The 12,235-nt window shown below is 26.6% G+C and carries 16 protein-coding genes; all 16 read left to right on the forward strand.

Annotated features, from left to right (window positions below; all coding sequences use genetic code 4):
- The first annotated feature begins 28 nt into the window (after positions 1-28).
- The 16 genes from AAHF53_RS00320 to AAHF53_RS00395 all read left to right on the forward strand — a co-directional run bounded on the left by AAHF53_RS00320 (position 29) and on the right by AAHF53_RS00395 (position 12,173).
- Positions 29-2,806, forward strand: coding sequence for a DNA translocase FtsK (locus AAHF53_RS00320; RefSeq protein ID WP_342189831.1), 2,778 nt, complete (start codon positions 29-31; stop codon positions 2,804-2,806).
- 11 nt (positions 2,807-2,817) lie between these two features.
- Positions 2,818-4,590, forward strand: a complete 1,773-nt coding sequence (uvrC, locus tag AAHF53_RS00325; protein ID WP_338967287.1) for an excinuclease ABC subunit UvrC — start codon at positions 2,818-2,820, stop codon at positions 4,588-4,590.
- Positions 4,591-4,758: 168 nt separating this feature from the next.
- The gene (locus tag AAHF53_RS00330; protein ID WP_342189832.1) at positions 4,759-5,898 is read left to right on the forward strand and encodes an HAD family acid phosphatase; all 1,140 of its coding nucleotides are present in this window, start codon (positions 4,759-4,761) and stop codon (positions 5,896-5,898) included.
- A 127-nt stretch (positions 5,899-6,025) separates the two neighbouring features.
- Positions 6,026-6,292, forward strand: a complete 267-nt coding sequence (locus AAHF53_RS00335) for a hypothetical protein (RefSeq protein ID WP_342189833.1) — start codon at positions 6,026-6,028, stop codon at positions 6,290-6,292.
- Positions 6,293-6,419: 127 nt separating this feature from the next.
- On the forward strand, positions 6,420-7,559 hold the full coding sequence (locus AAHF53_RS00340; RefSeq protein WP_342189834.1) for an HAD family acid phosphatase: 1,140 nt from the start codon (positions 6,420-6,422) through the stop codon (positions 7,557-7,559).
- A gap of 138 nt (positions 7,560-7,697) precedes the next feature.
- Positions 7,698-8,192 (forward strand): nucleoside 2-deoxyribosyltransferase, encoded by a 495-nt coding sequence (locus AAHF53_RS00345; protein ID WP_338967282.1) that lies wholly within the window; start codon positions 7,698-7,700, stop codon positions 8,190-8,192.
- Between the two features lie 679 nt (positions 8,193-8,871).
- Positions 8,872-9,180 (forward strand): hypothetical protein, encoded by a 309-nt coding sequence (locus AAHF53_RS00350; protein WP_342189835.1) that lies wholly within the window; start codon positions 8,872-8,874, stop codon positions 9,178-9,180.
- 21 nt (positions 9,181-9,201) lie between these two features.
- On the forward strand, positions 9,202-9,423 hold the full coding sequence (locus tag AAHF53_RS00355; RefSeq protein ID WP_342189836.1) for a hypothetical protein: 222 nt from the start codon (positions 9,202-9,204) through the stop codon (positions 9,421-9,423).
- A gap of 17 nt (positions 9,424-9,440) precedes the next feature.
- Positions 9,441-9,584, forward strand: a complete 144-nt coding sequence (locus AAHF53_RS00360; RefSeq protein WP_342189778.1) for a hypothetical protein — start codon at positions 9,441-9,443, stop codon at positions 9,582-9,584.
- 3 nt (positions 9,585-9,587) lie between these two features.
- The gene (locus tag AAHF53_RS00365) at positions 9,588-9,818 is read left to right on the forward strand and encodes a hypothetical protein (protein WP_338967679.1); all 231 of its coding nucleotides are present in this window, start codon (positions 9,588-9,590) and stop codon (positions 9,816-9,818) included.
- 11 nt (positions 9,819-9,829) lie between these two features.
- Positions 9,830-9,964: a hypothetical protein gene (locus AAHF53_RS00370; RefSeq protein WP_338968593.1), complete on the forward strand. Its 135-nt coding sequence runs from the start codon at positions 9,830-9,832 to the stop codon at positions 9,962-9,964.
- A gap of 19 nt (positions 9,965-9,983) precedes the next feature.
- The gene (locus tag AAHF53_RS00375) at positions 9,984-10,229 is read left to right on the forward strand and encodes a hypothetical protein (protein ID WP_342189776.1); all 246 of its coding nucleotides are present in this window, start codon (positions 9,984-9,986) and stop codon (positions 10,227-10,229) included.
- Between the two features lie 24 nt (positions 10,230-10,253).
- On the forward strand, positions 10,254-11,219 hold the full coding sequence (locus AAHF53_RS00380) for a hypothetical protein (RefSeq protein ID WP_342189837.1): 966 nt from the start codon (positions 10,254-10,256) through the stop codon (positions 11,217-11,219).
- Positions 11,220-11,222: 3 nt separating this feature from the next.
- Positions 11,223-11,507, forward strand: a complete 285-nt coding sequence (locus tag AAHF53_RS00385; protein ID WP_338968736.1) for a hypothetical protein — start codon at positions 11,223-11,225, stop codon at positions 11,505-11,507.
- Between the two features lie 2 nt (positions 11,508-11,509).
- Positions 11,510-11,758 carry a hypothetical protein gene (locus tag AAHF53_RS00390; RefSeq protein WP_338967900.1) on the forward strand — a complete coding sequence of 83 codons (249 nt, stop codon included), beginning with the start codon at positions 11,510-11,512 and terminating at the stop codon, positions 11,756-11,758.
- Positions 11,759-11,780: 22 nt separating this feature from the next.
- Positions 11,781-12,173: a hypothetical protein gene (locus tag AAHF53_RS00395; RefSeq protein ID WP_342189773.1), complete on the forward strand. Its 393-nt coding sequence runs from the start codon at positions 11,781-11,783 to the stop codon at positions 12,171-12,173.
- Positions 12,174-12,235: the final 62 nt, after the last annotated feature.

Genomic DNA, 12,235 nt, shown 5'->3' on the forward strand with positions numbered 1-12,235 from the left:
TACTTAAAAAATATGAGGAGATAAAAGGATGAATAGCGATAAAATAAGTAGTGATTTTGTCGAGTTTGAAAATAATCCTCGCAATACTACAAAATATGAACAAGAACAACAAGCGAAATCCAAAATTATTCAGTTAAAGAAGAAAATTCGGCGTAGTGATAAAATTGGTGGAAAAATATGAGCTTTGTTCATTATTTTTGCTAGTATTTTGGCTCTTGCTCGTTTAACGGTTATTGGTCAATTTTTAGATGATGTTCTTTTCAATTTTCTTTTTGGATGATTTAAATATATTATCTATTTTGTTATTTTAGTAGTGAGTTTTGCAATTTTTGGTGGTATTCAAATTAAAATTAAGAAACGAGTTCAAGTAATGATAATATTACTTGTTTTAGCTATTTGTTGATTTGTGAATGATATTGTATTATTGATTAGTTATCATCGTTCTTCTATTAATGCAGAACAAAATTGGTTTTCACAAGTTATTAGTTCTTATACGGATAATTGATTACAAAATTCTCTTTTTATGCAACGATTAGATATTAAGAAATTTTTTCATATTAATGGCTCATATTTTATTCCTTTTGCTGGTGGTGGATTTATTGGAATGTTGTTTTCAGCAGTATTTGGTTATTTAACAACAATTGTTTCTTTAATATGTAGTTTAGTTTTTTTAACGACAATTATTCTTTGAATTTTAACAGGAAATCCTTGATATCTTTATCAATGAAAAGTTAATAAGGAACATAATAGTTTACATATTGTTAGTTTTATGGCTAAAAAGAATGTTAAAAATAAGAAAAATGCTGAGAAGAAATATCAGCAATATTTTGAAACTGTTAATGTTAAAAATATTAATGGTAATGATCGGCAAGTTTTACATACAACAAAAAATTCTGATATTACAATTAAATTACCATCCGTTAATTTACATCATTCATTAATGAATGAAGATTTATTATTTGATGATATTTATAGTAATAAAAATTATCACCATATTGATAATTGAGATTCGAAGTTAACACCAAAAATTAATCTTAATGAGAAGGTAATTAAAGAACAAGAGTATCATCAACAAGCATTTTCTCGTGATGATTTTGGTTATGATCAAACATCATTAATGGAATTAGATGTGGTGCGTAAAGATTTTGCTGCTAATAGTTATTTAACACCTTTTAATAAAGAACAACCACCAATTCAAAAAGAACGGATAAAATCTTATCCAACTAGCTCATCAGCATTAGATGAGGTATTTTCAGTTATTGATCAATCCGATAATCAAGCAAAACAAGCAGTTGTTATTAGTGACAATTTGTCTCCAGAATTTATTGAAGAGATTAATCCTTTGGATAATAAAGTTTCTTCTTCAATAATACCAAGTAATTATTTTCCTTCAATAATTAATCCTAATTATCAATTGCCACCAGTTAGTCTTTTAACAAAACCAATAATTAGTGTTAATCGTGATTTAAATATTAAAACCGCAAAAAATAATGTTGAAAAAATTCATCGTCTTTTTAAACATTTTAATATTGAAGCGCGAGTTACTAATATTAATATTGGACCAGCAGTAACTAAGTTTGAAATTGAACTAGGAAGGGGCGTTAAGGTAAGTAAAATTACTTCGTTAGAAAATGATATTAAGTTAGCTTTAGCGTCAAAAGATATTCGTTTAGAAGCACCTATTCATGGTAAGTCAGCAGTGGGAATTGAAATTCCAAATATTTCACCAGCATTAGTTACGATTCGTGAAGTGATGGAAAATGTTCCCCTTAATAAGAAAGATAGTAAATTATTAATGGCCATTGGTAAAAATGTAATGGGAAAAATTTTATTTGCGGAATTAGATAAGATGCCACATTTATTAATTGCGGGTGCTACTGGTAGTGGAAAATCAATTTGTATTAATAGTATTATTGCTTCTTTAATTCTTCGGGTTAAACCGCATGAAGTAAAATTTTTGTTAATTGATCCAAAACGCGTTGAATTATCAGTATATAATAATTTGCCACATTTATTAGTACCAGTAATTACTGATTTAAGAAAAGCCAATCGTGCTTTAAAACAAATTATTAGTGAAATGGAACGAAGATATATTATTTTTTCTAATATTGGCGTGCGAAATATTGCTAGTTATAATCAAAAGGTGGCAATTGAAGAAATGTTACCATATATTGTGATAATTATTGACGAGCTTGCTGATTTAATGGTTGTTGCCGGAAAAGAAGTTGAAGAAAGCATTATGCGAATAACGCAAATGGCACGAGCTTCAGGAATTCATTTAATTATTGCAACCCAAAGACCATCAACAGATATTATTACTGGCGTTATAAAAAATAATATTCCATCAAGAATTGCTTTTGCTGTTAGTTCTTCAATTGATTCTAGAACAATTTTAGATAGTATGGGAGCTGAAAAGTTAATTGGTAGTGGTGATATGTTATTTGCTCCTTATGGTCAAATAACACAAACTAGAGCTCAAGGGGTATATATTAATGACGAAGACATTAGTGCGTTAATTAAATTTATTTCTCAGCAACAAAAACCGCAGTTTAATGAACAATTCCATGAATCTACACAAAGGATGAATACTAGTCATATTATTACAGGTGAAGATGATGAATTGTATGATGAGATTTGTGATTTTGTTATTGCCAATAAAAAGGCATCAGCTTCATTAATTCAACGAAGATTTGGTGTTGGTTATAATCGGGCAGCAAGATTAATTGATAGTTTAGAAGCTAATGGTATTGTTGGACCGCAAAATGGGTCCAAACCTCGTGAAGTTTTGATTATGAATAAAGAGTAGGAATTTTGATAATGATGTGAGTTAAACCCCTTGTTTTACAAGAAAAAATTAAAAATTTACCACAAAGTTCGGGATGTTATCAGTTTTATAATGAAGCGCGACAATTAATTTATGTTGGTAAAGCAAAAAATATTCAACAGCGGGTAAATAATTATTTTAATAAAGTACATAATTTTAAAACTACTAAATTAGTTCGTGAAATTGCTGATGTGGATTATATTTTAACAATTAATGAAAAAGAAGCATTATTGTTAGAACATAATTTAATTAAAGATAAGCGTCCCCGATATAATATTTTATTAAATGATGATAAAACCTATCCTTATATTAAAATTACTGATGAAAATAATCCTGAATATCGTTTTGTTCGTAAAGTTCAAAAAGATAATGGTAAGTATTATGGTCCTTTTCCTGATGGTACGGGAGCTAGAGAAGTTTTAAAGATATTGCAACAATTATTTCCTTTGCGAAGATGTAAAGAAAGTTTAGGAACGCCGTGCTTATATTATCATCTGCAATTATGTTCAGGTGCTTGTTTTAAAAAGGTTCCTGAGGAATATTATGCCTTGATGAAAAAGAAAATTAATGATTTTTTTCAAGGAAAAAATCAAGATATTAAAAATAAGATTGCTGAGCGAATGCAACAAGCAGCGATTAATTTACAATATGAAGAAGCACAAAGATTAAAAAATGTTTTAGATAAGTTACAATTATTTATTTCTCATCAGTTTGTTCAATTTCCTGATTTTCGTAATCGTGATTTTATTGGTTATGCTATTAAAGATCATAAATTGTCAATAACAGCATTATTTTATCGTAATGGACAATTGCTTTCCAAAGATGAACAAATTTTTACTTTATTTAATGATGATTTAACTGATGCAATGAGAAATTATTTGCAACAGTTATATACTAACAATACTGTTCCCCAAGAATTATATGTTGCAAATATTGTTTTAGATGATTTGGCAGAAGCATTAAATATTAAAATTATTACTAAGCTTACTAAAAAAATGCAAGAAATTATTTCTTTAGCTACTAAGAATGCTCAAGAATTATTAAAGCAACAACTTGTTGATTCCTATCAAATTAAGTATCGTTATTATGAGATTGTTGAACAATTAGGAAAGCTTTTAAAAATTGCGACACCACAATATATCGAAATTATGGATATTGCCAATTTAGGACATGATAATGTTATTGGTGGGGTTATTGTTTATCAAAATGGTCAAGCAATTAAAAAACTGTTTCGTCGTTATAAAATTCAAATTGAACAACAAGGAGATTATCATTATTTACAAAATTTAGTTTATCGTCGTTATTGAAAAAAATTAATGAATAAAGAACCAATGCCAGAGTTAATTATTGTTGATGGTGGTAAATTACAAATTGATAGTGTGCAGTTGCAATTAGAAAATTTAAATATTAGTTTACCAGTTGTCGGTCTTGTTAAGAATAGTCATCACAAAACTGATTGTTTATTAGATAATAAAGGTTATCGGTTGGATATTGCTAAAAAGAGTGCTTTATTTCATTGATTAACTAAAGTTCAAGAAGAGGTCCATAATTATACAGTTTCATTTCATCGTCAACAACGAACTAATTCTTTATTTGTTAATTCGTTAAAAAAAGTTAAAGGATTAGGTGAGTTAACTATTAAAAAGTTATATCAACAGTTTGAAACAATAACAAAAATGAAAGCAGTTTCATTTGCTGAATTAAATGCTATTATTAAAAATAAAACAACAACAAAGGAATTAATTGCTTATTTAAAAGATAATTAATTTAGAAAATTTATTCGTTAAATCGAAAAATTTATTACTAATTTGATGCTAAAATGCTTATATTTTTATATAAGCATTTTTATTTTTAATAAAATAGAAGGAGGATATTATTTATTGAAAATAAAATGCAATGATTAAATTTATAAACTAGATATAGGAGTATTAAATATGAAAAAAGTATTAAAAAATATGTTATTAACAATTGCCCCATTAACAATAAGTGCTAACTTTTTAGTATCTTGTAATCATACTAGTAAAGACAATTTGACTACTATTTTTAATGAATATGGAGCATTACAGTCGGTATTATGAGCAATTTCTGCTGAAAGAAAAGCACAATTATTAACACAATATCGCTTAAAAAAAGACTTATGTAGTCAAGTTATCGCAAAACAAAAGCAAGTTGATAAGGCATTAACTAAGGGTAAATTGAATAATAATCTTGTGAAATGAGAACATAATAAACTAACAATTAATCAAACCCAAGAAAATGAGTTTATTCCTGTTGTAGCTGTTGATTTAGATGAAACATTTATTGATAATACGCCATCATCAGCATACAATCTGTTAAATAACAAACCATTTCATCCTCTTGAATGAGATAAGTGGGTTAATTCGCAACAAGCAACAATTTTCCCAGGGGTTTTAGATTTTGTTCAACATGTTTATAAAAATGGGGGATTAGTAATGTTTGTTTCTAATCGTTTGCAAGATACTCATAAAGAAACAACAAGAAATAATTTAATTAAAGAAAATTATCCAAAAGAATTATTACAAGATTTTCATTGATGAATGTCAGGTGTCAAAGATAGTAAACAAAATATTATTAAAGAAAAAGAAGATCGTTATCATTACTTAAACAGTAATAAATTGCATATTAAAGAAGGAATTGCTGTTAATATTCGCATTATGATGGTATTAGGTGATGATATTAATGATTTTAATTCTAATTTTACTAATGCTAAGGATAATATTTATCGTAACTATTATTTAGAGGATAATTATGTCCAACAACTTTTTGGGCAAGTAGCACCAGCCGTTCGTTTTACTAGAAAAAATAACGAAATTACAAAATATTATGCTAATTGTGGGCAACAACCAGATAGGTTATTAAAAAATGAAAAATACCTTGATAATATTCAAGAAGAATTAACTTGTTGATATAGTACTTATGGTTTAATTGGTGGTAACGCGATGTATGGTGGCTGAGATAGTGCTTTTAAGAAGAAACATTTTGAGCAACATAAGACCTCTTATATGAAACAAGCAATTAGAGAATATTTACAAAAGTTTACTTCTTGGGATTAGGAATTAATTCCTTTAATAACTTTGAAAAATATTTAAATAATAGTAAAATGCTTATATAAAAATGTATAAGTATTTTTGCTTTTTACTTTAAAAATTTCACTTTTGAAAATGAATAGGGGAGATAAATATGAAACAGTTGCGTAGTTTTTTGATGTTAGTAATAGTTTTATTAATAAGTTTTAATTTTTTAATATCTTGTAAAAATAATAAAATAACTGATAATATTCAAGAAGAATTAACTTGTTGATATAGTACTTATGGTTTAATTGGTGGTAACGCGATGTATGGTGGCTGAGATAGTGCTTTTAAGAAGAAACATTTTGAGCAACATAAGACCTCTTATATGAAACAAGCAATTAGAGAATATTTACAAAAGTTTACTTCTTGGGATTAGGAATTAATTCCTTTAATAACTTTGAAAAATATTTAAATAATAGTAAAATGCTTATATAAAAATGTATAAGTATTTTTGCTTTTTACTTTAAAAATTTCACTTTTGAAAATGAATAGGGGAGATAAATATGAAACAGTTGCGTAGTTTTTTGATGTTAGTAATAGTTTTATTAATAAGTTTTAATTTTTTAATATCTTGTAAAAATAATAAAATAACTGATAATAAAATAATTGCTACGACTAATGAATATGGGGCATTATATTCAGTTTTATGAGCGATTTCTCCAGAAAGAAAGGCACAGTTGTTAACTCAATATAAATTAAACATTCATTTATATAATCAAATTATTGCAAAACAAAATCAATTTGCAGATAAAATTAATAAAGGTAAATTAAGTTTAAATCTTGTTAAATGAGAGAAAAATAATTTAATCATTAATGAAACTAGTAATGATGAGTTTATTCCGGCTGTAGCTGTTGATTTAGATGAAACATTTCTTGATAATTCACCTGTTTTAGCTGCATCGCTTTTGGATAAGAGGAAGTTTAATCATTTAAATTGAGATAAATGAGTTAAAACCCAACAAGCAAAAATTTTTGCTGGGGTTTTAAATTTTGTGAAGCATATTTATCATAATGGTGGAATGATTTTTTTTACTTCTAATCGTTTACAAAATAAGCATTTAGAAGATACAAAAAAGAATTTAATCAATGAAGGTTTTCCTGAAGAATTATTAAATGATGCTTTGTGATGAATGGATGGTAAGAAATTAAAAGCAGATAAGGTTCTTAAAGAAAAAGAAGACCGTTATGAATATATTAATAATAATAAAGTATCTATTTTAGGAAAAAAAGTTAATGTAAGAATAATGATGGTAATAGGTGATGATATTAATGACTTTAATTCTAATTTTACTAATAATAAAGGAATTACTTATCGTGAAAACTATATGGAAGATAATAATATTCAAAAACTTTTTGGTGAACCAGCGATGGCAATTCGTTTTAGTAAGGAAAATGATAAGATAATAAAATATTATGCTAATTGTGGTCAATCAGTTGATACCTTGCTTTTAGAAAAAAAACAGATTCAGGAAATTATTAAGGAAAATATTTGTTGGTATAAATCTTATTCACTTATTGGTGGTAACGCGATGTATGGTGGCTGAGATAGTGCTTTTAAGAAGAAATATTTTGAACAACATGGGACATCTTATATGAAACAAGCAATTAGAGAATATTTACAAAAGTTTACTTCTTGGGATTAGAAATTAAATAATAATTTTGGATTTTTGTTCATAAATTGGCAACTTTGCCAGCAATATTTTAAATATAATATCACTACGAAAGTGATACTACTTTCGTAGTGATATTAAAAGATAAGTATTTGGAAAGGAACAATAATAATGAAAAAAATATTTGTTTATAACGCGGGACCATTATTTAGTGAAGCAGAACAAAATCAGAGAAAAGCAGAAGGAATAAATTTAAGAAAGCAATTAGGTGATAATTTTGAAATTTTAAATCCGATTGAGTTTAGTTTTAATAGTGAAAATGCTACGCCAAAAAATAACGAGATATTTAAAAAAGATTATGAAGAGATTAAAAAGTCAAAATATGTAATATTTGATATTGATGGCCGTGATAGTGGAACATATATGGAATATGGTTTTGCCTTTGAACAGTGTTTGCAGGAAGAAAAATATTTAATATGTGTTTATAGTGATTTTAGGTTGTATCAATCAAATATTGATGTTGAGGAAATTCCTGGATATGGTATTAATGAGATGATATCAGGTAGTTTACAATACAATGATATTAGTAAAAAGAAAATTTTTAAGGTTAAAAATTTTCAAGAAGCAATTAATAAAATTAAAGAAATTGAAGGAATTTTAAAATAGTAAAAGGGAATAAATTTTTAATTCTTTTTACAAATGAAGAAGCAATGTTGATAGAATTTAAAAAATAATTTCTATCAACATTTTTGTAAAATTATTTATTAACATTTTTTTATATTTAAAGGATTTATTGACTATTAATTTTATTTAAAATAATTGCAGTTTAAAGCTAATAATGGGACGCATAAAGTTTTGTTAGGTAGATAAATATTTGAATAAGTATTAAGGCAGTCAGCAATGATTGTCTTTTTATTTTATAAGATGTTAAAAATTCGTTCTTTGAAAATTAAATACAAGTGAGTTAATAATGTTGGTATGTATTAATAAATTGTGGGTGGTCGCCATAACCAAAAGAAGTTTACCAGTTAATAGATAACATCCTATTAGCTATAGCAATTTGTTTCGTTTTGCAATAAAAAAATGAATGGGTGGATTTCCTAAAAATATACACGCTATTAAATTAGTTCCAAGGGTAGGATGCGGATGTTAAAGTGTAGAAATTTCTATATAGGGGTATGCTAAGTTTAAAATTATTAAAATATTTTTTTATCTAATTAAAAAAACAAAATTCACTAACAAAGCCTGTTAAACACTTAAATCTGCGATATATAAGTGTTTAAAAAACTAAGTTAATTAACTTAGTTAATATAACTTAGTTTATCTATAAGAAAGGTAATTTATTATGAAAAACATTGAAAACATTTTCTTAAATACTAAGAAATATCTTTTAAAAGAAACACAAAACGCAATGCTTATTAAAGCACCAGAAATTCCGTGATTTAATAAACAAATCGGTATTTGGTTTCCAAAGCGATTTGTTTATAAAGGAAAATATGAAAATTCGATTTGTGTCGGAATAATAAAAGATAGTAAATATCAAATAATTTCAATTAATCAAAAAGAAAATGAAACCAAATTAATTAAGGGACAAGAATTTATTAAGCTTCTTCATTGCGGAAAAAGAAAACAACAAAAAAGATATAAATTATAACTATTTTAAAGGAGTTTAAAAATGAATATCGCAATTGAATTAATATTTATTATTATCAGCATCATGCTATTGGCATATTTTGCTTATAAAATTTATGCCAAAATAAAAATGCGAATTAAATATAAAAATGCCATTAAAAATAATACTGGTAATTTCACGAAAGACGAAAAAGTATTTATTGCTCGCTTTGAGGAATGAGTTAAAGCTCCTAATTCAAAAGAAAATAACGCGAATAAAAAATAATGTTTTGAAAAATTATCATGGAATTCTTAGAACTGTTTATTCCGATAGAAAAAATGCCTGCACAAGTTGCATTTATTGCCGGATTAATTATTATCATTACTTTTCTTTTCGCATTAATTTCAATTATGTATTTACCAATAAAAATGATTTTTGGGAGATAAAAAATGACGGTAAATTTAAAAGAATTTAATTGAGAACAAATCAAACAAACTTTCTGAGATTTATTTATTCAAATTACAACGATTCCGGCTCATATTAGTGGTGGTAAAGAAATTGATTTAACTCAAGAAACACTTTGACTTTTAATAGCAAACATTGCTTTTTGATTATTAACAGCGATTATGGTGTGATTTATTCTAATGCTACTTTGAAAAACCATATCAGTATTTAGATAGGGAAAAAATTAATGTCAAGAAGTTACATTGTGATGCATTCCCAAAGAAATTCAAAATTAATTAGGAAAAAATATAATCGTGTTAAGGTTAATCGTGGCTTTAACAAATTTAAGAAAAACTTTGAATATAAATGATGAATGTTTTAAAAAGAAAGGGGGTGATTATATGTTTGGAACTTTCTTGGCTGATGCACCTGCAACAGTAGAAAAAATAACAGCTAGTGACGCGATGACTAAATTATGAAATGCAATTATAACGGCTTTTACTAAAATGTGAGAAATTATTGCTGTTAATATGCCACAAGTCGGTAACTTCTTTGCTGACTACTGAATATTCATTTTTCCATTTATTTTGGCAATATTCTTTATTTGCTTTAAAATGTTTGAAAAATTACTTGGAGCGGTACGCTAACAAAAAAATAAAGTGAGGTGCAAGATGAAATTTTGCAAATGAATAATTGAATTGAATCGCACCTCATTTTTAATTTTATGGCATTGCGGAGCAATTTGATATATTTACAACGGTTATTTTAAAAACATTGTAAGCTATTTATTTTTAGCAGGTTGTATTTTAATTTTTCTTTTTAAAATCGGTAATTTAACACAAATTAACAAAGTTATTAATTTCTTAAAAAATTCACCATTAAATATTGTGATTGGTTCATTAGGAACTGGAAAAACTGCTTTTCTAGTATACGCATCAAAATTACTAAAAAAGAAGAAATATCATATCGCCTCAACCTTTTCATTACTAGAAACCCAAAAATTAAGTTTAGGACATATGGGATTATTAGATTTTGATTATCCGGTATTGCCAGACAAAACCTTACTTTTATGAGATGAAACTAACTTATTTTTAGAAGGAACTGATTGAGAAAAAAATAATACCAAAAACGAAGAAACTGGTATTCAAGAATATTTCGCTCTGGCACGCCATTTCGGTCATATTGTGCTGGCTAGCGGTCAAAGAGATAAACATATTTGAGTTAAAGTTCGTGATATTGCCAATAATGTGATTGTGGGAATTCGCAAAAAACCCGTTAATATTTTTCGCCCCTACTTAAAAGTCATCTATGGCACCTTTACAAGCATTGAAGAATATGAACGCTGACGAAACACCTTAATTGATGCTAAAAATAGCAAAAAGGGTCGTCGCATTAAATATCGTGATATTCCTGAACTTGATATTTATTTTTTTAAACTAAAAATCCCGCTACCAATATTAAACACTTACAATTCTTTTTACCTAGCATTTTTAAGAGATTACTTAAATGCAAAAGTAAATCCTGATTATGAAGATAAATACTATACTGATACGGCAATTGATTTAGAAGACTTAGAATACTTAAAAATGAATAAATTTAGTAAATTTTTAAGAAAAATGAAAGAAAAGGAACAATAAAAAATGGAAAATCTTGCAAAAATGGCCGACTTTCTCGCCCAAATGCTTTATAAAGTTTTTGATTTAATTTGAAGTTTGGAAGTACCAGGAACGAATATTCAACTAATATTTCCTCTATTCTTAACGCTGGCTGTAGAATTTCTTATGGCAATTATTCTTGGATTTGGTAGTCAACAAGTTAATTTAGAAAAACAACGCCAATATGCCGTTAAAAATAAAGGGCGGTTAAGTGCATGAGGAAAAGCTAAAAAACAAATAAAACCAATAAAAACAAAACAAGGTAACTAACAATGTTTAAACTAATTATTATTTTTATCTTAATAACTGTTCTTGGATTATTAGCTGGTAGTCATTTTGAAACTTTAACGAACTATATTAGCGAAGGGCTTGCCAATTTCCAAAAGTTTATTACTAGCAATTTAACAATTTTAGATTTGTTTAAACCAATGGCACGAACATTTTCGCAACACCCAATTTTTACCATTCTTGGTGTAACTTGTGTGCTGATTGCTTTATTTATTGTGATTAAAGGACGATAAAAAATATGAAAGGAGAATTAAAATGAAAAAACTTTTAGGAAAATTATTTAAAAAAGATAATTCAAAAGAAAAAATGCCATTAAAATTAAAAATTAAAAATTCTTTTAAAAAGCAGTGGTTAAAAATCGTATTAAGTATCGTTTTCATCTTTATAAGCTTATTAATTTGTGCATTAACAGTAAGTGATGCTAAATGAATAACCGGAACAAGTGACGAATTTAATGACTTTATGAATAAAGAAATGGTTAATTTCTTTGGCAAGTTCAATAGTGGTATTATGCTAGCGGGAATATTTGTTTTTTGATGAGGCGGAGCAATATATTTTGCAATTAAATTTGAAAAATTCATCCGCTTGATTATTCAAAAAATTAAAAGAAAAAGAGCCTTGAAAAATGAAATCAAACAAACTCATTAATTCTTTAAAAAAATATTGATGGAGAATTTTACTTTACATTTTTATGATTATTATCTTTTTCA

This window comes from Spiroplasma endosymbiont of Dilophus febrilis (assembly GCF_964030685.1).
Classification (GTDB): domain Bacteria; phylum Bacillota_I; class Bacilli_A; order Mycoplasmatales; family Nriv7; genus Nriv7.